Source organism: Shewanella sp. BJSY2023SW001, from assembly GCF_047314685.1.
GTDB lineage: Bacteria > Pseudomonadota > Gammaproteobacteria > Enterobacterales > Shewanellaceae > Shewanella > Shewanella indica.
Genome location: NZ_JBKORF010000026.1, coordinates 56,907 through 81,162, shown reverse-complemented (window position 1 = coordinate 81,162; position 24,256 = coordinate 56,907). Strand labels below are relative to the sequence as shown.

The 24,256-nt window shown below is 52.6% G+C and carries 21 protein-coding genes; 15 read left to right on the top strand and 6 right to left on the bottom strand.

Going from position 1 to position 24,256, the window contains the following annotated elements:
- Positions 1-300: 300 nt before the first annotated feature.
- The 6 genes from ACMHXH_RS06635 (at position 301) to ACMHXH_RS06610 (ending at position 7,827) form a co-directional block, all read left to right on the top strand.
- Positions 301-1,275: a nucleoside hydrolase gene (locus tag ACMHXH_RS06635; protein WP_335912452.1), complete on the top strand. Its 975-nt coding sequence runs from the start codon at positions 301-303 to the stop codon at positions 1,273-1,275.
- Positions 1,276-1,939: 664 nt separating this feature from the next.
- On the top strand, positions 1,940-2,536 hold the full coding sequence (gene betI / locus ACMHXH_RS06630; RefSeq protein ID WP_071476213.1) for a transcriptional regulator BetI: 597 nt from the start codon (positions 1,940-1,942) through the stop codon (positions 2,534-2,536).
- Positions 2,536-3,996, top strand: coding sequence for a betaine-aldehyde dehydrogenase (gene betB / locus ACMHXH_RS06625; RefSeq protein ID WP_039033921.1), 1,461 nt, complete (start codon positions 2,536-2,538; stop codon positions 3,994-3,996). The genes betI and betB overlap by 1 nt, the downstream gene beginning before the upstream one ends.
- Positions 3,997-4,005: 9 nt before the next feature.
- Complete coding sequence (gene betA / locus ACMHXH_RS06620; protein ID WP_071476215.1) at positions 4,006-5,691, top strand: choline dehydrogenase; 1,686 nt, start codon at positions 4,006-4,008, stop codon at positions 5,689-5,691.
- A gap of 160 nt (positions 5,692-5,851) precedes the next feature.
- Positions 5,852-7,069: a choline transporter gene (locus tag ACMHXH_RS06615; RefSeq protein WP_039033923.1), complete on the top strand. Its 1,218-nt coding sequence runs from the start codon at positions 5,852-5,854 to the stop codon at positions 7,067-7,069.
- A 53-nt stretch (positions 7,070-7,122) separates the two neighbouring features.
- On the top strand, positions 7,123-7,827 hold the full coding sequence (locus tag ACMHXH_RS06610) for a TorF family putative porin (RefSeq protein ID WP_039034008.1): 705 nt from the start codon (positions 7,123-7,125) through the stop codon (positions 7,825-7,827).
- A gap of 316 nt (positions 7,828-8,143) precedes the next feature.
- Here ACMHXH_RS06610 and ACMHXH_RS06605 read toward each other — a convergent pair whose 3' ends face one another.
- The 3 genes from ACMHXH_RS06605 to ACMHXH_RS06595 all read right to left on the bottom strand — a co-directional run bounded on the left by ACMHXH_RS06605 (position 8,144) and on the right by ACMHXH_RS06595 (position 10,306).
- Positions 8,144-8,713, bottom strand: a complete 570-nt coding sequence (locus ACMHXH_RS06605) for a DUF1415 domain-containing protein (protein WP_143078384.1) — start codon at positions 8,711-8,713, stop codon at positions 8,144-8,146.
- A gap of 140 nt (positions 8,714-8,853) precedes the next feature.
- Positions 8,854-9,672 (bottom strand): DUF2797 domain-containing protein, encoded by an 819-nt coding sequence (locus tag ACMHXH_RS06600; protein WP_144361259.1) that lies wholly within the window; start codon positions 9,670-9,672, stop codon positions 8,854-8,856.
- 130 nt (positions 9,673-9,802) lie between these two features.
- Complete coding sequence (locus tag ACMHXH_RS06595) at positions 9,803-10,306, bottom strand: glycine cleavage system protein R (protein WP_025009810.1); 504 nt, start codon at positions 10,304-10,306, stop codon at positions 9,803-9,805.
- 174 nt (positions 10,307-10,480) lie between these two features.
- Between ACMHXH_RS06595 and ACMHXH_RS06590 the strand changes: the two genes are divergently transcribed.
- The 4 genes from ACMHXH_RS06590 to phoU all read left to right on the top strand — a co-directional run bounded on the left by ACMHXH_RS06590 (position 10,481) and on the right by phoU (position 16,043).
- Positions 10,481-12,739, top strand: coding sequence for an ABC transporter permease subunit (locus ACMHXH_RS06590; protein WP_144361260.1), 2,259 nt, complete (start codon positions 10,481-10,483; stop codon positions 12,737-12,739).
- A 62-nt stretch (positions 12,740-12,801) separates the two neighbouring features.
- Entirely contained in the window at positions 12,802-14,457 is a 1,656-nt protein-coding gene (pstA, locus tag ACMHXH_RS06585) for a phosphate ABC transporter permease PstA (RefSeq protein WP_144361261.1), read from the top strand.
- A gap of 32 nt (positions 14,458-14,489) precedes the next feature.
- On the top strand, positions 14,490-15,308 hold the full coding sequence (pstB, locus tag ACMHXH_RS06580; protein ID WP_071476217.1) for a phosphate ABC transporter ATP-binding protein PstB: 819 nt from the start codon (positions 14,490-14,492) through the stop codon (positions 15,306-15,308).
- Between the two features lie 30 nt (positions 15,309-15,338).
- Positions 15,339-16,043: a phosphate signaling complex protein PhoU gene (phoU, locus tag ACMHXH_RS06575; protein ID WP_039033928.1), complete on the top strand. Its 705-nt coding sequence runs from the start codon at positions 15,339-15,341 to the stop codon at positions 16,041-16,043.
- A 187-nt stretch (positions 16,044-16,230) separates the two neighbouring features.
- Here phoU and ACMHXH_RS06570 read toward each other — a convergent pair whose 3' ends face one another.
- Positions 16,231-16,614: a VOC family protein gene (locus ACMHXH_RS06570; RefSeq protein ID WP_039033929.1), complete on the bottom strand. Its 384-nt coding sequence runs from the start codon at positions 16,612-16,614 to the stop codon at positions 16,231-16,233.
- A gap of 189 nt (positions 16,615-16,803) precedes the next feature.
- Here ACMHXH_RS06570 and ACMHXH_RS06565 point away from each other — a divergent pair, with 189 nt between their 5' ends.
- The 4 genes from ACMHXH_RS06565 to ACMHXH_RS06550 all read left to right on the top strand — a co-directional run bounded on the left by ACMHXH_RS06565 (position 16,804) and on the right by ACMHXH_RS06550 (position 22,001).
- On the top strand, positions 16,804-17,397 hold the full coding sequence (locus ACMHXH_RS06565) for a DUF502 domain-containing protein (RefSeq protein ID WP_039033930.1): 594 nt from the start codon (positions 16,804-16,806) through the stop codon (positions 17,395-17,397).
- Between the two features lie 351 nt (positions 17,398-17,748).
- Complete coding sequence (locus ACMHXH_RS06560; RefSeq protein ID WP_039033931.1) at positions 17,749-19,734, top strand: BCCT family transporter; 1,986 nt, start codon at positions 17,749-17,751, stop codon at positions 19,732-19,734.
- 25 nt (positions 19,735-19,759) lie between these two features.
- Positions 19,760-20,119 carry a YajD family HNH nuclease gene (locus ACMHXH_RS06555; protein WP_025009816.1) on the top strand — a complete coding sequence of 120 codons (360 nt, stop codon included), beginning with the start codon at positions 19,760-19,762 and terminating at the stop codon, positions 20,117-20,119.
- Positions 20,120-20,474: 355 nt separating this feature from the next.
- On the top strand, positions 20,475-22,001 hold the full coding sequence (locus ACMHXH_RS06550; protein WP_039033932.1) for a peptide MFS transporter: 1,527 nt from the start codon (positions 20,475-20,477) through the stop codon (positions 21,999-22,001).
- 90 nt (positions 22,002-22,091) lie between these two features.
- Here the strand turns inward: ACMHXH_RS06550 and ACMHXH_RS06545 are convergent, their stop codons facing one another.
- Positions 22,092-22,346, bottom strand: a complete 255-nt coding sequence (locus ACMHXH_RS06545; RefSeq protein ID WP_039034010.1) for a DUF1289 domain-containing protein — start codon at positions 22,344-22,346, stop codon at positions 22,092-22,094.
- Between the two features lie 311 nt (positions 22,347-22,657).
- Entirely contained in the window at positions 22,658-22,852 is a 195-nt protein-coding gene (locus ACMHXH_RS06540) for a hypothetical protein (protein ID WP_071476219.1), read from the bottom strand.
- A 27-nt stretch (positions 22,853-22,879) separates the two neighbouring features.
- Here ACMHXH_RS06540 and ACMHXH_RS06535 point away from each other — a divergent pair, with 27 nt between their 5' ends.
- Positions 22,880-24,181, top strand: coding sequence for an SAM-dependent methyltransferase (locus ACMHXH_RS06535; protein WP_335912451.1), 1,302 nt, complete (start codon positions 22,880-22,882; stop codon positions 24,179-24,181).
- Positions 24,182-24,256: the final 75 nt, after the last annotated feature.

Here is a 24,256-nt window from a genome sequence, read left to right as displayed (position 1 = left end):
AACAGCATTTTTGCTGTAGGCGTTTGTCTGCAAAGTAATAATTGCCCGTAATATCGCGGTAGTTCTTGTTTCTTTATTGCGTGTTTCGCTGCTTACAAGGACTTTCAAGCTTATCCGGATGAGAGCCAAATAGGGTAGTGATTACCTTAAGTGAACAGATACTGTTCTTTCTCTACCGTTTTTGCTATTTCGCGTGGCATTATGGAGCGCATAGCGCCAGATTTGGCGCTAGAATGGCTCGGTGCTACCGGTTGGTTGTGGCACAGATAATATCAATAACATCGCAAAGGAAGCTGGATTGTGACGAAGAAAATTATCCTGGATACAGATCCCGGTATTGATGATGCTATGGCAATTCTGTTTGCCGAAGGCCATGCAGCTGTGGATCTTATCGGTATCACCACAATATTTGGCAACGCCACCATTGAAAGCAGCACTAGTAATGCACTGTATCTGAAACAGAAATATGGCATGAAGGCAGACGTGTCCATGGGAGCGGATAAGCCGTTGTCGCGCCCTCCTGTCGGCCCTACCACTATAGTTCATGGTGAAACCGGTTTTGGCGATCTGCAAGTCAATGCCGCCGATGTCAGTCTGAGCGCCGATCCCCGTCCGGCTTGGCAATATATTGTCGAGCAGATCAAGGCGCAACCGGGGGAGATCACTCTGGTGGCTGTTGGGCCTCTGACCAATCTGGCACTGGCACTGCAGCATGAACCCGGGATCACCAAATTGGTAAAGGAAGTGGTGGTCATGGGGGGAGCCTTCGGGGTTAATGGCCATCAGGGCAATGTCAGTCCTTTTGCCGAAGCCAATATCCATGATGATCCTGAAGCGGCCGATATTGTATTTACCGCCGACTGGCCCGTGGTGATTATCGGTCTGGATGTGACCCATGAGAGTTTCTTTACGCCCGAGTATCTGGATAAGCTGCGCGATGAAGCCGGTGAGCCGGGACGCTTTATTCACCAGATAAGCCGTTTCTATCTCGACTTTTACCAGCGTAGCCTGGGGATTTCCGGCTGTCACGTGCATGACCCCTCGGCCATTGCCTATGTGATTGACCCCAGTCTGTTTACCCTGAGAAAGGGGCCTGTACGGGTGGTTTGCTCCGGACCGGCCATTGGTCACACAATGCAGAAAACCTATGAGCGGCGCCATCCCCACGATGATTGGAGTGATATGCCGCCGCAGAGTGTTGGGGTAGGGGTACGCGATGAGGCGTTGCTTGAGCTTTATCGCAACACTCTGATAGATTTCGGTCGTCGGTCATAGGCCTTGCTGCGACAGTTATTTTTCTGACCTCAGCGGACTTCATCTGATGCAAGAGCCCGGTATTTTACCGGGCTCTTAACCCTTTGAAGGGACTCTTATTTTGCTGTTTATCCGCCTTTTCATTTTATTTATCTGTTACCTGTCCCCGCATGGTTCAGGGTTAGTCGGTTTCTAAGTATCAGTATTCCTCTTTTTAATCATGGCTCCTCTTTTTGGTCATAACTCCCCATGCTAATCACGCTTTCTCATTGTCACGTTATTCTCTGCTTCCCTCTACTCATCGACTTATCCTCAGTCTCAATCTCATTGTCCGGCTTCCAAGCAGCAAGTTTGGTCCGGAGCGACAGGCGTATTTATCTGTGCTTTCGGGTTAAAGAGTTGGTTATAGGTTTTAGCTCTAATCATATCGACTGTAACTATTTGGGATGGTGAACGCTTAAATGGCTTTGCGTTGATTTTTCGGCTAACCCCTCAGAAATAGCGAAGTATTGTCGGAAAATAGAAACTTTTTTAGATAAATTTCAAGTAACGCAACCGCTTGTTGTTGTGAGGTAAATCACTTTTTGATGCCTTGTGTGACATGAGTTGAGCGGTTTTGCGTTATTGATAATTACAGTTCAAATCATTAGGCTTGTTTTTAATTGAACGGTCAATTAATAAAAATATGCCTAAGATTGGAATGAAACCCGTGCGCCGCCAGCAGCTGATCGATGCCACTATGGCCTCGGTGGCCGCCAATGGTTTGCACAATACCACCATCAACAGCATCAGCCGCTTGGCCGGGTTGTCGTCGGGGATTATCAGCCATTATTTCGGTGGCAAGCAGGAGCTGATTGAAGCGACATTGCGACATTTGCTGGAGCAACTGAAGCTGGCTTTGCTGGCCCAAACAGCAGAGCGGCAGCTTTCCCCCAAGGCACGGCTGCACGCCATAGTGGCGGCCAACTTCACCGAGTTTCAACGCTCGGGGGCGGCTACCCGCACCTGGCTTAATTTCTGGGCTCAGTCCATGCATGAGCCCGGGCTTGCCAGGTTGCAGCAGGTCAACAGTGCCAGACTGCAGAGTAACCTGGCCTTCTCTTTCAAACAGTTATTGCCCGGGGAACAGGCGCTCAAGAGTGCCGAGCAGGTGGCCGCCATGATTGACGGTTTTTGGCTGCGCAGTGCTCTCAGTCCTGAGCCTGAGCAGGCGTTTGCTGCCGCAGAATCCTGGTGTATCGATTTCATTGACCAAAGTCTGGCTTATCACGGAGTACATTGATGACACAGCCTGTTTATCAGAATTTTATTGACGGTCGTTATATGGCCAACGCCTCGGGTGAATCCTTTGAGGTGATTAACCCTGGCACCGGCCAGGTGCAATACCGCGTTGAAGTGGCCGATGAGGCCATCAAACAGGCGGCCATTGCCAGTGCCAAACGTGGATTTGCCGCTTGGTCAGCCATGAGCGCCATGGCGCGCAGCCGGGTGCTGTTGAAGGCGGTTGCCCTGTTGCGGCAGCGCAACGATGAGCTGGCCAAAATTGAAGTGCTGGATACGGGTAAACCCTGGCAGGAGGCGTCTGTGGTGGACGTGGTCACAGGGGCCGATGCCATAGAATACTTCGCCGGTATCGTGGTGGGCCTGGAAGGCTCTCAGCAAAGTGTTGGTGATGATTTCTTCTATACCCGCCGTGAACCTCTGGGGATATGCGCCGGTATCGGCGCCTGGAATTATCCTTTGCAGATAGCCTGTTGGAAGTCGGCGCCGGCATTGGCTGCCGGTAACGCGATGATCTTCAAGCCGTCTGAGGAGACCCCGCTCGGCGCTCTGAAGCTGGCGGAAATCTTTCTCGAAGCCGGTGTGCCCGCAGGGGTGTTCAATGTGGTGCAGGGCGCGGCCGAAGTAGGTCAATGGCTGACTCACAGCGAGGATATCGCCAAGGTGTCCTTTACCGGCGAAGTGGGCACAGGCAAGAAGGTGATGGCGGCAGCGGCCTCCAGTCTCAAGGATGTCACCATGGAACTGGGGGGCAAGTCCCCGCTGATCATCTTTGAAGACGCCGAACTGGAGGATGCCGTCAGCGCCGCCATGCTGGGCAACTTTTATACCCAAGGAGAGGTTTGTACCAATGGTACCCGGGTCTATGTCGCCCGCAACCTGTATCCGGCCTTTATCGAACGTTTGCAGCAAAGGATGGCCAATATCAAGGCCGGCGACCCCATGGCGCCGGACACCAATTTCGGCGCCCTGATATCCAGCGCGCACAGAAACAAGGTGCTCGAGTATATCGCCCTTGGGCAGGCCGAAGGAGCGAGGCTCCTTTGCGGTGGCAAGCCTTTGACGCCGGACTCGGCCCCTGAAGGTTTCTTTGTTGAGCCGACCGTATTTGTCGACTGTGATGACAAGATGCGTATCTGCCGTGAAGAGATCTTTGGCCCCGTGATGTCTGTACTGATTTTCGACGATGAAGAGGAAGTGATCCGCCGCGCCAACGATACCGCCCTTGGTCTGGCTGCCGCGGTATTTAGCCGCGATATTCGCCGCGCTCATAGGGTGATTCATTGCCTTCAGGCCGGGATCTGCTGGATCAATGCCTATGGCGCCTCACCCTCGGAGATGCCCGTCGGTGGCTACAAGCTTTCCGGAGTTGGTCGGGAGAACGGTAGTGAAACCCTCAAGGCTTATACCCAGACCAAATCGGTTTATGTCGGCATGCAGCCCCTGGAAAGCCCATTTTAAGGAGCCGTTATGAACCAGAATTTCGACTATATCATTGTCGGTGCCGGCAGCGCGGGTTGTGTGCTGGCCAACCGCCTGAGCGAAGATAAAAACAAACGGGTCTTGTTGCTGGAAACCGGCGGCAGTGATCGCAGCATTTTTATTCAGATGCCAACGGCGTTGTCCATTCCCATGAATACCCAAAAGTATGCCTGGCAGTTTGAAACCGAGCCTGAACCGGGTCTGGACAATCGGCGCATGCATTGTCCAAGGGGCAAGGTGCTCGGCGGTTCGTCATCTATCAACGGCATGGTCTACGTCCGCGGTCACGCCCATGACTTTGATGAGTGGCAGGCCTGTGGCGCAGAGGGCTGGAGCTACGCCGATTGCTTGCCCTATTTCAAAAAGGCCGAGACCTGGGCCTTTGGCGGTGACAGGTATCGAGGCGATAGTGGGCCCTTGGGGGTCAACAACGGCAACCGCATGGTTAACCCCCTGTATCAGGCCTTTGTTGATGCCGGTGTGCAAGCCGGGTACCTGGCCACAGATGATTACAACGGTGCCCAGCAGGAAGGCTTTGGCGCCATGCATATGACAGTGAAAAATGGTGTGCGCTGGTCTACGGCCAATGCCTATCTGCGTCCGGCCATGACACGGAATAATTTAAAAGTGGTGACCGGCGCCTTAGTGCACAAGGTATTGCTGCAGGACAAGGTGGCAACCGGGGTGCGCTATGAATGCGGCGGCAAGTTGCAGCAGGCCATGGTTGGCGTGGGCGGCGAAGTGATTCTTTCAGCAGGTCCAGTGGGCTCCCCCCACCTGCTGCAGCTTTCCGGTATAGGCGCGCCCGAAGTCCTTAAAGCAGCCGGTATTGAGCTGGAGCATGCCTTGCCCGGGGTCGGGGAGAATCTTCAGGATCATCTGGAGTTCTATTTTCAGTTCCGTTGCACCCAGCCTGTGTCCCTTAACCGCAAACTGGATTGGTGGAACAAGTTTCTGATCGGCAGCCGCTGGTTCTTTACCAAGACGGGACTCGGGGCGAGCAACCATTTTGAATCCTGCGGTTTTATCCGCTCCAAGGCGGGCCTGGCCGCACCGGATCTCCAGTATCACTTCCTGCCCGCCGCCATGCGTTATGACGGCCGGGAAGCCTTTGATGGCGATGGTTTTCAGGTGCATATCGGCCACAATAAGCCTAAGAGCCGGGGATGGGTCAGGGCACAGAGCAGCGATCCGCACCGGCATCCGCAGATACGTTTCAACTATTTGCAACACCAGGATGATATCGAAGGTTTTCGCGCCTGCGTGCGCCTGACCCGGGAGATTATTCATCAGCCGGCATTCGATGGCTATCGCGGAGAAGAGATCCAGCCTGGTGCCGAAGTGGAAACCGATGAGCAGATAGATGCCTTTGTTCGTCGCTCGGTAGAGAGTGCTTATCATCCATCCTGTTCCTGCAAGATGGGTACAGATCCCATGGCTGTGGTAGACCCGCAAAACCGGGTGCATGGCATTGAAGGACTGAGAGTCGTGGACTCTTCCGTATTCCCCACCATTCCCAATGGCAACCTCAATGCACCGACCATAATGTTGGCAGAGAAGGCCGCCGATATTATCCGCGGCCGTGAAGCCTTACCGGCCTCTGATGCCACAGTTGTTCTGGCTGACAAGTGGCGAGCGCAGCAGCGCAGCCACGCACCCGAGCGACCTAGCTGATCTTAAAATCCAAGGGGCCAGTCTGCGGTCGGCCCCTTACCCCTGTCAATGCTGTAATCGGTGTAGCCAAGCCGAGGGCTTTTTGTCGGCCAAAATTCGCCATTAGTCAGGGGCTGGAATTAGAAAAATATAATTTAAATCAAAAATAAAGGGAAAAGTTATGGAGCTTTGGCTTTCAGCAGGGATCTTATTTACCTTTGCTATGATAGGGGTGATCCTGTATCGGTGGGGCAACATTCCCTGCGTAGGTGTCACCCCGGTGCGGATCAACACCTTTATCGCTATTTTGTTTACCTCAGGCCTCGATGTTGGCTTGATCATGTTCCCACTCACTGAATTCGACACTTACACAGATACCAACAGCAGCCCCGAATACGCCTTTTCCAATCCCTTGGCGATAGAGTTTGGATTTTGGGCCTTTCTTATCTGGGGTTTTTACTTTGTCACCTGTTTCTATTTCTGCGTTATAGAACCCAGAGTGAAGTTCTTTGAACTCAAGCCGGTAAAATTCATCAACAACATGGTGATTATCGGCACCTGTGCCTTCACCGCTTATTTGCTGCTCAGCAACTTGCCCTGGTATCTGCCGGAGATGGGCGATGGAGAGTCCGTTATAGGCGCCTTCTATCTGATGGTGTTTGCCGTTATCGCCATCGCGGTTTATTCCAGTACCAGTATTAAATACGTCAAGGTACTCAGCCTGGCCAGTACCTGGTTGTTTGTGGCCCTGATAGCTCTGATGTGGAGCGGCGCATTTTTAGGAGAGAACGGCACTGTCGGCGACTTCATTAGCACCTTTTCGTTATTGGGTGATTACTTTGTTGATATCAAACATTTTGTGTTGCCACTTAATGACTATCACGCCTTTTACCTGTTCTGGTGGTTTGCCTGGAGCATAATGATCGGCCAGTTTACCTCGCGTTTTGTCGGTGGGATCAAGACCTGGCAATTGCTGCTGGCCATGATGGTGTTCCCCTCCATTCCGGTCGCGATTTGGTTCAGTGTTCTCTATTTCTACGATACCCAGGCAATCTCCACATCCGGCTTTTATAACTTGGCCATGGTCATGGTGGGCATTACCTTTGTGATCAATTCGTTGGACTCATTGATCCGTCTCTACACGGATAACCTGGGGCTGACGGTTGCCAGACTCGGCAAACGCAACTATCTGCTTGGCAATATCGCCGTGATGGTGTTGCTGACTTTACTGTTCCAACTGGATTTTCTGGAGATCCAATGGGTAGGGGCTCTGGCCATAGGGCTTATCTTAACCTGTGCCGGTTACATGCTGCTGACCAAACTGAAAACCTTGGGCCGGATCCAAGGTTCTCCCAAAGAAAACACCATAGATTTTAATAAAATAAAACTAGCCGACTGATGCAAACTTCAATCCATAAAACCAAAAGAGGAACACAGATGGGTTTAAACGCCATGGCAAACTATCTTAAGTGCGGCGGTTTAGCTGCACTACTGACACTGACATTTGCAGCCCAAGCCGAATGGTCATCGACAGTGACCCTGGTATCGGATTACAGTTTCAACGGGGTCAGTCAGACAGATGAAGGCCCGGCGTTACAGGCCAGCTTGGATTACAGTAGTGAAAGTGGTTGGTATCTTGGCAGTTTTGCTTCCAATGTCGATTTTGGTGGCGCTGATGATACCCGGTTGGAGCTTGATGGTTACGCAGGTTATTTCTACCGGTTCAATGAAAACCTGAGCCTGGATGCCGGGCTTGCCTATTACAGCTATCACGGCGAATCCTTTTCCGATGATTACAACTATCCGGAAGCTTATGCCAAGTGGGGGTATCAGTCGCCATTCGGTCAGTCGGAGTTGAATCTCTGGTACAGCTGGAATTACTTTGGTACCTGTGCCGGCCACAGCATAGTGATGTTGGCCCACAGTTTCGAATTGGCGCCCGGTCACCGGCTGAGGTTGAGTTTTGACCGTTCCACATCGTATGATGCAGACAAGTGGCTGTGGCAGGGAAGCAGAGGCTATCAACACTACCGCATCGCCTATCAGACCCAATATCACGGTATAGATATTGAGCTGGCGGGTGAAGATACCAGCCTAGACTCGGATAACGCCGATGCCAGGTTGGTGTTTAGCCTATCGCACAGGTTTACTTTCTAACTACAAACCTCGATTGCAACAATATTCTTTTATATTTCAATCATTTTTGCAGTTTTTTGGCAATTATTATCTCTGGTGGGGTCTATCATTTGTCATGGATGATAAGGGGGAATGCGGGCCTGAGTGGCGTGACCTCGGGTGAAGAGAAGCCAAGTAGCAGCTCTTCATCAGCAGCGCCTGGGATGCGGCGTACCATGGCAGTGAATTCTTCGACTTAATCAATAAGAACCGGGTAACCCTCGGGCGTATCAAGGTCTAGGGTTTCAAGGTCTGAGGAAGGCCCGGGAAGGGGCAGATAAGCCTGAATCACATCAAGTTATGGCTTGCGGCTCAGGCAGTTTTGCAGCAGTTTGGCGAAGAATTCGCTGCCTTTGCGGCGGGCAAAGGCGATGTTGCGCTCCGGAATTGACTCAGGATCATCATATTCGGCCAGGGCTTGTTCCATACTGGCTTCACGTATGATGTGCAGAGTCGGATAGGGCGCTCTGTTGGTATAGTTGGCGGCATCATCCTGGGCCTCTCCTTCGAAACAATAGTCGGGATGAAAGCTGGCCAACTGGTAAACCCCTTCATACCCTTCTTCGAATAACAGCTGCTCGGCAAAGGCCAACAGATCCAGATAGAGATGAAAACCTTCAAAGCCCCTCGGCAGAATGAACAGGCTGGTTTCCGCTTGTGGGTGCTCATCCAGATATTGGCACTCGTCCAGCAACGCCTGCAAGGCAGTATCCATGCGGCTTTGTTCGCAAACTGTGTAACGAATCGAGTCGCGCTCGACTTCCCGCCTGGCGAAGGGGCAGATGTTGTACTTCATGATCACCTCCTTGACCCAAGCCTGGGTTTGGGCGGCGATAGTCTGGGATCCCATCATGGAGTCTGTGGCCATATTCTGCTCTGTCTCTGTGTAAGGGCGTTATTGGCGGCCATCATAGGCAGCCTCTGGGGTACTGGCAAGCACCAAAGATGTTGAGGGATGAAATACGGCGCCCATTCAAGCGGCGCCGTTTGTTTGCTCAAATTAAAAAATCAGTAGCTGACTTCCACTTCATAAGAGGTGAACTTGCGGATATTGATTACGCCGGTATCGAAAAGCAGGTACTGCCCCTTGATGCCCATCAGAGTGCCACTGACAACGGCTTCTTTATCAAAGTTATGGGACTTGATCTTCTTCGGAAACTCACTGACCGGGTAGTGAATTTGCGTCTCTGTCTCGGTCAATCTTTCTATCTTGTAATCACCGCGGCTCATTGCCAGCTCGTGCAGGCGGGTTTCGATACTCGGCAATAGCGTTTCGGCCTTGGCCTTGAGATCTATCTCGTCGTTGTTGCCCTTGAGCATCGCCTGCCAGTTGGTTTTGTCGGCAATCAGTTTGGCCAGTTCGACTTCGATGAGGCCGGAAAGCTGCCTGCTGCTGACTTTGAATATCGGCAGCCCCTGGGTGGCTCCCTGATCCAGCCAGCGGGTGGGCAGCTGGCTGTGGCGGGTAATACCGACCTTTATTCCCGAGGTATTGGACAGGTAAACATAGTGGGGCACCATGCAATGGGTGTCGCCCCATTCGGGTTCGCGGCAGGTTCCCTGATCATAATGACAGGTTTCCGGTTTCATCACGCAGAGATCGCAGCTGGCGAGCTTCTGCATACAGACATAACAGTGGCCCTGTGAGTAACTCTTCTTGGTCTTCTTACCGCAGTTGCAGCAGAAGATGTTACCCGTGTGACTCAGGGTTAAACTCTTGCCAATCAAAGGGTTCAACGCCAGGCGTTGTTCAGCCACTCTGAGGGTGTATTGTGCCAGATGGTTCTCGTCCAGGGCGACGGCCATCTTATTCAGTGTTCCAAGCATAACGACAAAGCTCTGTTCTTGTGATTTTCGCCAGTGTATCAGTTTTCCTAACAGGAATTATCGATTGCACATCGGTTGCTGATTTTGCAGGCGATCAAGAGTCAGAGGTTAGGCAGTTGCAGTATTGAGCTCAAGTCAGATTCAGCTTATCCAATACCAGATCATCACCTATGCTGTAGAGGGATTCAGTCAGGCGTTCCTCCTGCATAGGATCGGTTAATCCCAGGCTGATGGTGGCCCGAAACAAGGCGATGCCGGTATGGCCCGCGGTTTCAAACTTGCTGCTGAATTGCTCGATATTGATCCCAAGGGCATTGATCCTGTTGGAGATATCCAGTACCAGCCCGGGCCTGTCGTAGGCCACCAGGTTGAAACTCAGGCGTTTGATATATTTCTGCTGCTGGCCGGCCCTGGCACTGGTGAGCGCCATACCATCGATGCACTCCAGGGCATCAAGCAGGTCATCCCAGTGTTCGCTGGGAACCTCAAGCAGCAAAATGGCGGCAAAAATCCCGTCGATATGGCGTAATTCCGAGTCGAGCCAGTTGCCGCCGTGGCGGCTGACCGCATGGGCAATCTGCTCAACCAATCCTTTTCTGTCAGGGACTTGCAGTGTGATAAGGTAACGAAGCATGGTAGACAGACTCCTGAATAATGTTAAAAAAAGCTATGTAACACTATTGTCATTTTTGCGTCATATAATCCCAGCCACTCGATAAGGGATGGTCTTACCTGGGTTGGCCGAAACGCAATAACGTACGGTTAATTCGGTAAAAAGCCTAACAGCTATTAATAATAGAGGTTCTTAATGGAAAGTCAGGTCATTCAACCTGCTTCTGCGTCGAAAGATCTGTTGGTGAGCAAAGGCTCCGGCCGCAGAGCCTTCAAGGATAAGGCCGCGCAGATAGGGGTAACAGTGGGTGGAACCATGGTGTTCGTCGCCCTTTTGTTGATCTTTTTCTATCTGCTTTACGTGATTAAACCTGTGTTTGACGGCGCCAGTGTTGAACCCGTCACCGAAGTGAGCCTGCCGGCCAGTTCAGACAAGACGCTGATGGTGGGCAGTGACGAGCAAAATGAACTGCTCTATCGGGTCGGTGACCAGGGCGTGGTGGATTTTTTCAGGGTCAAAGGCGATCAGCTGCATCAGCAGGTGAAACTGCCAGTGCCAGATTCGAGCAAAGTGGTCAGCAGCGCCGTCAGCGCCCCAAGCCAGCAGTTGTTTGCCCTCGGACTGGATAATGGTCAACTCTTGTTGGCCGGGGTGGATTTTGGTGTCAGCTATCCCAATAACCAACGCCTGATCACGCCCAAGGTCAAATATCCACTGGGGGAGTCTGCGCTGACGGTTGCCGAGGATGGCTCGCCGCTCAAGAGTCTCGCCTTTGGCTATAGCTCCGAGAGTATGAGCTTTGCCTATCAGGACAACCAGAATCGCTGGCAACTGACCAAGATGGTCGGCGAAGAGAACATGATGACCGAGGAAGTGGAGTGGACTACACAAACCATGCCGCTGCCGGATGCACCTTCCCGTACTGAACATCAACTCATGACCCCGGATCAGCGCCAACTGCTGCTGCAGTCCGGCAACAAGATTTTTGTCTACAACATTCAGTATGTGGATGAAATCTCGCTGCAACAGGTGATAGATGTCGAGAAAGCCAAGGCCAAGGTCACCAGTTTGAGCCTGTTGGCGGGCGCCAGTTCATTGCTGGTAGGTTACGACAGCGGTGTGGTGGCCCAGTATTTTCAGGTGGCCAGCGACCGCGGACGTGTTTATCAGGAGATCCGCGAGTTTAACGGATTGGGTAAGGTGGACACCATTGCCTCTGAGTTCTATCGCAAGAGCTTTGCCACAGTAAGCCCAGAGGGTGAACTGTCTTTGCTTTACACCACGAGTGAGCGCGAGCTGTTCGACAAGAAGTTCGATCTCAAGGCACCGGGTGTTATGGGCTTCAGCCCCCGCTCCAATGCCTTGATCATTGAAGATGGCAGCAAGCTGCACCTGTACGCGGTTGACAACGACCACCCGGAAGTTTCCTGGAGTGCCCTGTGGAACAAGGTATGGTACGAAGGTTACCCTGAGCCGCAGTTTGTCTGGCAGTCCACTTCCGGCTCGGATGATTTTGAAGCCAAGCTCAGCCTGATGCCGCTGGCATTCGGTACGCTCAAGGCGGCGTTCTATGCCATGCTGTTTGCCGTTCCTCTGGCGATTGCCGGCGCCATCTATACCGCCTATTTCATGTCGCCCAAGGTGCGCAGCGTAGTCAAGCCCACCATTGAAATTATGGAAGCCCTGCCCACAGTGATCCTCGGTTTCCTGGCCGGTCTCTGGCTGGCACCGCTGATTGAAGAGCATCTGCCCGGCATTCTGGCCTTGCTGCTGTTGTTGCCGATAAGCATAGTGACCAGTGCCTATGCCTGGTCCAAGCTGCCGGGGCGCATCAAGGCGATACTGCCGGAAACCTATCAGGAACTGATGCTGATCCCGGTTATCTGTTTTGTCGGTTGGTTCTCTTTTGCCATCAGTCCGGCAATCGAAGTGGCCTTCTTCCACGGCGACACCCGCCAGTTCATCACCAATGAATTGGGGATTACCTTCGATCAGCGTAACGCGCTGGTGGTGGGGATTGCCATGGGCTTTGCCGTCATTCCAACCATCTTCTCCATTGCCGAAGACGCCATCTTCTCTGTGCCGCGTCACCTGTCGAACGGCAGCCTGGCCTTGGGAGCGACCCCCTGGCAGACCCTGACCCGGGTAGTGCTGCTGACCGCAAGCCCGGGGATATTCTCGGCAGTCATGATGGGCCTTGGCCGCGCCGTGGGTGAAACCATGATTGTACTCATGGCCACGGGTAACACCGCCATCATGGAGTGGAGCGTGTTTGAAGGGATGCGGACCCTGGCGGCCAATATCGCGGTGGAAATGCCGGAATCGGCCATTGGCAGCTCCCATTACCGGGTATTGTTCCTCGCAGCCTTTGTACTCTTTATCTTTACCTTCCTGTTCAACACTGTGGCCGAAGTGGTGCGTCAGCGTCTGCGCGACCGCTACAGCTCACTGTAACAGGAGAGAAATTATGAATAGAACACTAGATGTTTCGCCAATCACCTTAAGGGGTTTGTGCAATGGGTAAGTGGTTTAAATCAGGCTCTCCCTGGATCTGGATGACAGGGGGCGCCGTCAGCCTGAGTTTGATTGCGGTGTTGGGGCTATTGTTACTCATCGCCTGGCGTGGCCTGAGCTATTTCTGGCCCGCGGATATCTATCAGTGGGAGATGCAGGATGATAAAGGCCAGCGTTACACCCTGATAGGTGAACTGTACGACAGAGAAGAAGTGCCGACCGAGCGGTTGAAATCCGCCGGTTATCACTTCAACTCAGAGCCGGGTGAGTTTGTGACCCGTTATCTGGTCAAGACGGGTAACCGTGAGTTTGTCGGCCTGGATTTCCGCTGGATTTTGGAGACAGATATTGTGTCGCGCTCCACCCCGGAAGGCTTGGCCATGATAGAGCGTACCAAGAACGGTAACTTCTACGGCTACCCTGTGGCGGTGATTGAGAAGGGCCAGCGGCTGGAGCTCGGCGGCGATGTGCAGAATTCACTCGAGGAGCATATCGAGCGCGCAGTGGACCTGGCCGATCAGGCGATGACACTGCAGAAGCAGGACATAGGCGCGGTTAACTATGAGCTCGAACGTCTGCGCCTCAAAGAACGTGGCTATGAGCTTGACGATGCCCTGACGCCTGAGCGCAAGGCCGAGCTTGAGTCCAAGCGTCAACAACTGGATCAGCATTACCAAGGGTTGGAAAAGCAGCTGTTCTCTCTGCGTGAGCAAGCCGGGCGCGACTCTGTGATAGTACGCGACATGCGCGGCCAAGAAGTGACCCTCAGTCTGGATTCGGTGCTGGATGTCAGCTATGTCAACCGCATGGGCTTTATCGACAAGGTAGGCCACTGGTTTGTTGGCCTGGGACGCTTTATCAGTGACGATCCCCGCGAAGCCAACACAGAGGGCGGGGTGTTCCCGGCGATTTTCGGCACAGTATTCATGGTGTTGCTGATGGCCGTAATAGTGACACCATTCGGTGTGGTGGCCGCCATCTATCTGCACGAATACGCCAAGAAAGGGCCGATCACCAAGATGATACGTATCGCGGTAATCAACCTTGCCGGTGTGCCTTCGATTGTGTACGGGGTGTTTGGTCTGGGCTTCTTTGTCTATATGCTGGGGGGCTCGCTGGATCAGCTGTTCTATCCAGAGGCATTGCCGTCGCCGACCTTCGGCTCTCCCGGGGTTATCTGGTCGGCACTGACTTTGGCGATTCTGACCCTGCCTGTGGTGATTGTTTCCACCGAGGAAGGCTTGTCACGTATTCCAAGCTCAGTGCGTCAGGGCAGCCTGGCTCTGGGGGCCACCAAGGCCGAAACCTTGTGGCGGATTATTATCCCTATGGCCAGCCCGGCGATTATGACAGGGCTTATTCTGGCTGTTGCCCGCGCCGCCGGTGAAGTGGCACCCTTGATGCTGGTGGGGGTGGTCAAGTTGGCGCCTACCTTGCCTGTGGATATGAATTTCCCCTTCGTGCATCTTGAGCGTAAGTTTATGCACCTCGGGTTCCATATTTATGATGTCGGTTTCCAGAGCCCCAACGTAGAAGCTGCCAGGCCTTTGGTCTATGCCACCTCGTTCCTGCTGGTATCTGTGATCGTGGCACTCAACCTGACGGCTATCAGCGTGCGCAACCATCTGCGTGAAAAGTACCGCTCGCTTGAACACTAATTGACGATTATCCTGAAGTGATAGGACAGAATATGATTTCGATAGACTCATCGGTAATGAATACTGAGACGCTGGATCTGGCGAACCTGCCTGCCGAAGAGACGGCGCTGGAGATCCGTAACCTGGATCTGCGCTATGGTGACAAGCAGGCGTTGTTTGATGTTTCCATGAAGATCCCCAAGAAGAAGGTCACCGCCTTTATCGGCCCCAGTGGTTGCGGTAAGTCCACTTTGCTGCGCTGTATCAACCGGATGAACGATCTGGTGGATAACTGCCATATCGACGGGGAAATCTTGCTCCATGGTCAAAACATCTACGACAAGAAAGTGGATGTCGCGGCGCTGAGACGCAATGTGGGCATGGTGTTCCAGCGCCCCAATCCTTTCCCCAAGTCCATTTATGAAAATGTCGTCTATGGCCTGCGCCTGCAGGGCGTGAACAATCGCCGTGAGCTGGATGAAGCCTGTGAGCGTTCACTGCGCGGCGCCGCTATCTGGGACGAGGTGAAAGACAGATTGCATGACAACGCCTTCGGGTTGTCCGGTGGTCAGCAGCAGCGTCTGGTGATTGCCCGGGCGATAGCCATCGAGCCGGAAGTCTTGCTGCTCGATGAGCCGACTTCGGCGTTGGATCCTATCTCGACCCTGACCATTGAAGAGCTGATCACCGAGCTCAAGTCCAAGTACACAGTGGTGATAGTGACCCACAACATGCAGCAGGCGGCCAGGGTGTCGGATCAGACTGCCTTTATGTATATGGGTGAGTTGATTGAGTACTCGGATACCAACACTATCTTTACCACGCCAAAACAGAGTAAGACCGAAGATTATATTACCGGCCGCTACGGTTAATAAACGCTGCGTCCGAGCAAGGGGAAGCAAATGGAAAACAAGAACCTGAATAAACATATCTCAGGCCAGTTCAGCGCTGAACTGGAAGATATCCGCAACCGGGTACTGGCCATGGGCGGTATGGTAGAGCGCCAGTTGGAACAGGCGCTGGATGCCCTGGGCAGCCTGGATGCCGAACTGGCACAGAAGGTGATCGAGGGCGATCACAAGGTCAACGGCATGGAGGTGATGATAGACGAAGAGTGTACCCGCATCATTGCCAAGCGCCAGCCGGCGGCCAGCGACTTACGCCTGGTGATAGCTATCTCCAAGACGATTGCCGATCTTGAGCGCATCGGCGATGCCTGCGTGCGTATTGCCAAGGCGGCACAGGAGAAGCGCAGCAATAATCAGCAGCCACTGCTGGTCAGCATTGAGTCCATGGGGCGTCATGCCACCCGCATGTTGAATTCGACCCTGGATGCGCTGGCGCGGATGGACGCCGAGTCGGCGTTGGAGCTGCACAAGGAAGATGCCAAGTTGGACAAGGAATATGAAGGCATCATTCGCCAACTGATGACTTACATGATGGAAGATCCCCGCTCTATCCCCGGCGTGCTGGATGTGCTCTGGGCTGCCCGCGCGGTTGAGCGGGTAGGGGACCGCTGCAAAAACATCTGTGAGTACGTGATTTACTACGTAAAAGGCAAAGACGTACGCCATGTCTCCTACGAGGAGATGGAAAAAGAGCTTTAAGCTCTTATCCGCGAGCCTTAGAGAAAGCCGCTTAGATTCAAGCGGCTTTTTTGTCGCTGTTTGGGGCGGTGCAGCCCGGTAGGCTGCACCGTGCGGTCAACAGAGCACTTAGTCAACGGAGCTCTTGGTTAACGGATCTCTTGGTTAACGGAGCACTTGGTCAACCCCAGCCTAGTCAAAACGCAGCCTAGTCAACGCGATATTCTGCCAGTTCGATCAGGTTACCGTCAGGATCGCGAATATAGACTGAATCTATCGGGCCTGTGGCGCCGGTACGGGCGACGGGACCTTCTTCGATGTCAATTCCCATGGCACTGAGATGTGCCATAGTATCCTTGAGTGAACCACAGGTGATAAAACACAAGTCCGCCGAACCACTTTGGGCTTTGGCGGCATTGGGGTAATATTCGCGGCCAAGTTGGTGCAGGTTGATTTTCTGATCGCCAAATTGCAGCGCCGTTCTGTTATCGGCAAAGGTTTGGCGTTTCATGCCCAATTTTTGGTAGAAGGCGACACTTTGCTCTATGTCGCGGACGGTCAACACCAGGTGGTCCAGTCGGGTTACGCGCATGCTGTTATTCTCCTTATCGCCCCCGGGAGACACAGCGGCCTTTCGGGGTAATGCACAACATTTTGCTATCGATTTGCGTCTCTGTCAGGATACAGAGTTGAGTGCCTGTTGGGGAAGGGGCTGCCGAGAAACCTTCCTTTGCGCCTCTGTCCTGCGCTTAATACAGTCTTAAATATCAAGAGGAATTTAATGAAACAAACCCTGATCCGCGGCTTGCTTAATCTGCTGCCCATGGCGCTTAGTCTCTGGCTGTTTTGGTCCCTGTTTGAATCTCTCGACAGCCTGGGAAAATTACTTTTTTCTTTGCTGGGTATGGATACTGTGTTCATAGGGGCAGGTTTTATATTGGTTACAGCCTTGGTGTTTATTGCCGGGTTACTGTTTTCTGTCAGCCCCATCGTCTGGATCTGGAGCTGGATTGAGCGGCAGTTGATGCGCTTTCCCCTGTTCAAGTCTGTCTACGGCAGTATTCGTGATATCGCTTCTTTGATGAACCGTGATAGCAGTAAGCCCAAGTCGCAACAGACGGTATTGGTGCGTCAGGCCAACGGCGGTTTTGTGGTCGGCTTTATCATGACAGACAAGCCACCTCAGCCGCTGCTCGATGCCTTGCCCGAAGGGGACTGGGTGCCTGTGCTGTTTCAACTCTCTTACCAGATGGCCGGAGTTACCAGCCTGGTCAAGCGAGAGGATTTGATCATGGTGAATTGGTCATTCGAGGAGGCGATGCGCTTTAATCTGACAGCGGGCATTTCGCAAACCCCCAAGGTCGTGAAGGACTAAAGTGATGATTCTTTGAGCTGGAGTTGCTATAGACTCCCCATTTTATTCATTTTTGTGTATAATCAGCGCCGATTGTTGCCAAAAGTAGCAGTTTGTGTCTGAGTCGATTGCCATTCACTATGCCACGGTAATCTTGTCTGTCCCGCCAACACTTTGATCCCGGTGGGCCCTAACTCTTCCATTTAAATCAAGCCGAGAGCTTGTCCGCGGAAGGGTGTCACATATTGCACATAAACACTCTATAAGCTTTTGGTGTGGCTTTGGATAAGCGTTGTCCCCGGCCGAGTTCCGCTATAATTTAGGAACTTGCTCGCAGGCGGCGCTAATTATCCGTAAAAAGGAGCGCAAAATTTGATTAAGTCGAGTATTAATCCTCCGGTGTTTTTTTCGTCACTGATCTGTATCGCTATTCTGGTGTTTGTCGGCGCGGTTTGGCCGAATGAGGCACAGGAATTGTTCAAGGCAGCTCAATCTTGGCTGGAGTTGAAGGCGGGTTGGCTCTACATCATGGGTGTGGCGATTTTTCTGGTATTCATCATCTTTGTGATGGTGAGTCGCTTCGGTGATATCAAGCTTGGGCCGGATCATGCCGAGCCGGATTACAGCTATAAGAGCTGGATTGCCATGCTGTTCTCTGCCGGTATGGGAATAGGCTTGATGTTCTTTGGGGTCGGTGAGCCTGTGATGCATTATCTGGCGCCGCCGGATGCGGATCCCCATACAGTTGAAGCCGCCAAAGAAGCGATGAAGATCACCTTCTTTCACTGGGGTATTCATGCCTGGGCCATCTATGCGGTAGTGGCCTTGAGTCTGGCCTACTTCAGTTATCGGCATAAGTTGCCACTGCTGCCACGAAGCGCACTTTACCCTCTGATTGGCGAACGTATTTATGGCCCTATAGGTCACTGTGTCGATACTTTTGCCGTATTGGGTACCATGTTTGGTGTGGCTACCTCTTTGGGTTTCGGGGTATTGCAGGTTAACTCGGGGCTTAATTATCTATTGGGTGATATATTCCCTATCAATACCGGGGTGCAGGTGGCACTGATCATAGGTATTACTCTTATCGCCACAGGCTCTGTGTTTTCCGGCCTTGATAAGGGGGTAAAGCGCTTAAGTGAGCTTAACCTTGGGCTGGCTTTTGTGCTGATGATGATAGTGCTGCTGTTTGGTCCAACCGTCGCTCTGCTGCAGTCTTTCGTGCAAAACACAGGTGGTTACCTGAGTGAACTGGTGAGCAAGACCTTCAACCTTTATGCCTACGAGCAGAAGAATGATTGGCTCGGTGGCTGGACTCTGCTTTACTGGGGCTGGTGGATCTCCTGGTCACCTTTTGTCGGTACCTTTATCGCCCGGGTCTCCCGTGGCCGTACCATTCGTGAGTTTCTGGTGGGGATTTTGTTTGTTCCCAGTGGTTTCACCTTCTTGTGGATGACGGTTTTCGGTAATTCGGCGATAGATGCCATCATGAATCATGGCGCAGAATATCTGGCTACTGCGGTTTCCACCGATGTATCGGTCGCCCTGTTTACTTTCTTTGAGCATTTGCCGCTGTCCAATCTGCTGTCCATTATCGCCGTGTGTCTGGTGGTGACTTTCTTTGTGACTTCGTCAGACTCCGGCTCTTTGGTTATCGACAACCTCACCTCAGGCGGTGATGCCGATGCACCTGTATGGCAGCGGATTTTTTGGGCTTTGATGCAGGGTTTAGTGGCTTCTGTACTGCTGCTCGCCGGTGGCTTGCAGGCGCTGCAAACGGCGGCGATTGCCAGTGCCATGCCGTTCTTGTTGGTGATGTTGCTTATCTGCTTTGGCCTGTTCAAGGCGTTGCAGGATGACTGGCTCAAAATCAATAGTGTGCAGCTGCATACCACCAGTGTGCAGTACGCCAGAACCAGCGTGTCCTGGGAAGACAGAATAGATGTGCTGGTGTCGCATCCCTCTTACGAGCAGGCGCGGCGCTTTGTCGACAACGTGGCAACACCGGCGCTGTCCAAGGTCTCTCAGGGATTTTTATCCCGCGGTATCAATGCTGATCTCCAGTACGATGAAGACAGGGTGAGGTTGGTTATCGAAAATGAAGAGGTGCAGACTTTTGTTTATGGCTTGCGGATCCGTGCCTTTACGCTGCCTGTGACCCATCAAACTCAGGAAGAAGGTGAGGATGAATCACAAAATAACTACTTCCGGGTTGAAGTCTTTCTCGAACATGGTGGACAGTATTATGATGTGATGGGTTATACGGAAGAGCAGATCCAGGCAGATGTGGTGACTCAGTATGAGAAATACCTGCACTATCTGCATCTGTCCAGTGCAGAATATGTAGAGGGCCACTAAGCGGCCCGTTCATCGGAAAAGAAAGATGGCAGAACAGAGTAAATTGGATCGGGTGCTGGCACAGGCCCGTGAGTATCAGGCGAGTCGTGAAAAAGGCTATCGGGAGCAGGCGCTCAAGCTGTATCCCTGGGTTTGTGGCCGCTGTGCCAGGGAGTTCACCCACAAGAACTTGCGTGAGTTGACTGTGCATCACAGAGACCACAATCACGACAATAACCCTTCAGATGGCTCTAACTGGGAGCTGTTGTGCCTCTACTGCCATGACAATGAGCATTCCAGGTTTGAAGAGCTGGTGCAGTACGGCGACACCAGTGAAGCCAAACAGGCGCCGGCCACTTTCAATCCGTTTGCCGATCTCAAGGCGAGAATGGCAGCCAAAGATTGACCGCCTATCTTGCTCGGCCTGATAAGGCGTAGGCTACTCAATGGAAACCGTCTATCCAAGGGCGGTTTTTTTATATCAAAGGCGCTGATAAAAGCGGTTCTGACCTTGGCTTTGCGGTGATTTTGATACTGATAAATATTCTCATTAACCAGTAAAAAACCTTGTTACAGCTAGGTTTGCTTCGCTTTACTCTTTTGAATAACCCAGTATTGTTGAAAAAGTCGCCAATGGAATTTGAGCTGAGTAGGAGAATTGCGACAAAGTGTGTTTTGCCCCAGAGTTTGCGTTGGATTGTGCGGCCTGCAGTTTTATACTCGTCTGACAATTATTTCAAATCAAGATGGAAGCAAGCAAAATGACATTAGGGTCTCCTAAGGTAAGTAAGACACATTCTTTTATGACTGTGTCACTTATCGAGCTATGGGAACGTTTCGGTTATTACGGTATGCAGGCGCTTATCGTGTACTTCATGGTACAGCGTCTAGGGTTTGAGGACAGTCGCGCCAACCTGGTATGGAGTGCCTGTGCCGCATTGATTTATGTGTCGCCGGCGATTGGTGGTTGGGTCGGGGATAAGATCCTCGGTACCAAGCGCACCATGTTGCTCGGTGCCGGTATTCTGTCTCTGGGTTATGCCTTGATGACAGTGCCAACCGAAAACACCTGGTTCCTGTTTTCGGCTCTGGGGGTAATTGTTGTCGGTAACGGTTTGTTCAAACCCAATGCCGGTAACCTGGTGCGTAAAATCTATGAGGGGGACGACTCCAAGATAGACAGCGCCTTTACCATCTACTACATGGCGGTGAATGTAGGTTCTACTTTCTCCATGTTGTTGACTCCCTGGATTAAAGATTACGTCAACGCCAACTATGGCAACGAGTTCGGTTGGCACGCGGCTTTTGCCGTCTGCTGCGTGGGCTTACTGGTGGGACTGGGCAACTACGCCATGATGCGTAAAACTCTGGCCAACTATGGCTCAGAGCCGGATACCCGTCCGGTGGAAATGAATAAGCTGTTTGCGGTACTCGGCCTGGCGGCCCTTTCTGTAGTGGCTTCAGCCTTTATCCTTGAATATGAAGATGTGGCCCGCGCCTTTGTTTACACCGCAGGTGCAGCCGTACTCGGTATCTTTATCTACCTGATTAAAAACAGTGAAACCAGTGAGCGGGCCGGTTTGATAGCCGCCTTGGTACTGACGGTACAAACTGTATTCTTCTTTGTGTTCTACCAGCAGATGTCTACCTCGCTGGCGCTGTTTGCCCTGCGTAACGTCGATTGGAACTTCCAGGCCTTCGGTGTCGATCTGTGGACTTGGTCACCGGCGCAGTTCCAGGCCTTGAACCCTATCTGGATCATGTTGCTTAGCCCTGTGCTGGCCTGGGTTTATGCCTCTGCCGGACGTAACAACAAGGATATTTCCATCGCTGCCAAGTTCGCACTGGGTTTTGCCGTAGTGGCGCTGGGTTTCTTCATCTACAGCTTCGCCGGTATGTTCGCCGTCGATGGCAAGACCTCTTCCTGGGTGATGATCTGGGGTTACGGTGCATACTCACTCGGTGAGCTGCTGGTCAGTGGTTTGGGCTTGGCGATGATTGCCCGTTACGTACCTGAGCGCATGGGTGGCTTTATGATGGGGGCTTACTTTGTCGCCTCGGGCATCTCTCAGTATCTGGGGGGGGTGGTGGCCAACTTCGCCAGTGTGCCGAAGAACATTACAGATCCGCTTGAGACTCTGCCTATCTATACTAGCTTGTTCAACAAGTTGGGGATTGCGGCGCTGGTTTGTACCTTTATCGCGCTGGCGGTATTGCCGCTGATGCGTCGTCTTACAGAAACTCACCATTCCCATAACGGTAATGGCGCTGCCGGCTCAGCGCAGTAATGTCTGAGTGACCCATAAATTCCAAAAAGACCGCAATAGCGGTCTTTTTCTTTATTGAAGGCTTGGTTGCCTTGAACGCTTGAAGTTGTATCACGCTTTTTTTGCTTTGCTCTTGTCGCTGCGCCCAAGCCTGGCCTCTGCCTCGAGGTATTTGTCTCTACTGATAATGCCGCTGTTTTCCATGCCCGAAAAAGCGCGTTTTCGCTCCGGGAGTTTGGCAATAATGGCGCGTTTATCTTCGTCCGGGCAGCGGCTCCAATTGACGATTTCATCTATATGGCGCAGGCAGCCCATACAAAAGTCATCTTCATTGAGGCCGCAGCGCGCCACACAGGGAGATTGGATCATTCAACATCCTTTTTATCAATATTCTGTTCAGCGGCCGAATGTAGCGCCGTGAATTGGCGCGATTGATTTCGCTCGACCGATTTCACTCGACCATTTCGTTAGATTGAGTTCGTTAGATTGAGTTCGTTCGATAGTTTTGCCAGCTTGAGGGCACCAGTCTATTGTGGCAGATGCCGCGGTAACAGCTTTGAGCAAATTTATACCTGAAAACAGCGGCGGCAGCTTTCGTTGCCAGGCCGCCAGGAAAAATGATGACTCGGGCTTTAGGCATAGTTTATTGAAATAATTATCCATTTTTAATCAATTTGTTATGTGAATTTGTCTTTACTGCTGGTTTTTCCTTTGGCTGTAAAGCTATCAGCAAGCGGGAGACTCAACCCCAGCTTGCGCAAAGGCTTTGCCCCCAGTTTGCTGCTTTGGATCGCTATTTTCCTCAAAGGCAGCCAGGGGCTATAATGCAGCCCTTTTAAGTTAATCGGGCCAGTAAAATGTGTGACTGCCAACAGAATTCCTCCCGGCAAGCCGAGCCAGTGGCTTACAGGGTTGAAACCCGGCTGACGGCAGTTGATTGCAGCTTGCCCGAGGTGAAAGCAGAGCTTCAACAGCTCAGCCAATTGTTGCTCTCAAGCCGCGAGCTTTGGAGTGTCAGAAGTTTCGAGCACCACAAGCTTCCCTGGCAGCAGCGCTTTGCCAAGCTGGCCGCAGCGCTCTGGGCTATTGATGACGATGCGCTCGAGACTGTCGATGCCAGTCAGTCATTGTTGTTGGCAACCCTTTGGCCAGCCTTGGCTGCAGGTTTGAGCGAGCAGGACTTGGCCCTGTGGGACAAGAGACACTTTGCCTGGCAGCTCTTTGATTATCCGGCACCTGAAAAGGATAATGGCCAACCTAAGCTCTGCGCGGCAACCGAGGCCCGGCTCAGTGCCGGTATCAAGGGCCGAAAATGGCAGCAGATAAGCCGCTTTGCCAATACTATAGCCACCCATAACAACCCCTTTCCTTTATTGGAGTGGTGCGCCGGGAAAGGGCATCTCGGGCGCCTGCTCAGCGCCTTGAGCGGCAAGGCGGTATTGAGCCTGGAGTGGCAAGCATCTTTGTGCGAAGCCGGCGAGCTAGCGGCAAAAAAACGTAACTTGCCGCAGCAATTTGTCTGCGCCGATGCCTTTGCTGCCGAGCCTTGTTATCTCAAGCCCAAGCAGCATGCCATTGCGCTGCATGCCTGCGGCGAGCTGCACCTGACGCTGTTGCGCCGCGCGGTTGCAAGTGGTACCGCCGTGGTCTCGGTTTCCCCTTGTTGTTATCACCTCTTGCCCTCCGGCGATATCACCCCCTTGAGTCTAGGTGCCCAAGAGCAGGCGCTGCGATTGGATAAGGCGGCGCTGCAACTGCCGCTTAATCACAGTGTTATTGCCAATCAAAAGGCGCGCGCCGACAGGATCAAAGAGGTCAGTTGGCGGCTCGGATTCGATAGTCTGCAGCGTGAAGTGCGCACTCGGGACACTTATCTACCACTGCCTGCTGTGCGGCAGAGTCAGTTGTCCGGCAGCTTTAAGGAGTTCTGTCTTTGGGCCGCGGCGCAAAAGGGAGTGCTATTGCCTGAGGCGGTGGATTTTGCCGCCTATCAGCACTTGGGGGAGCAAAGGCGCAGATTAACCGCCCGTATTGACTTGGCGGCACATCTGTTTCGGCCGGTTATTGAACGGTACCTGCTGCTTGATAGGGTCTGTTTCCTGTTGGAGGCAGGTTACCGGGTACAGCTCGGCGCCTTTTGCGAACAGGCCACCACGCCGCGCAACGCTTTGATCCATGCCTGGTTGCCTGGTGGCCGATAAATGAAATAACAAGGCCCGCTTGGACAGAGATGTCTCGCAAGCGGGGAATTAGTCGGCGCCAGGTACCGGCTTAAT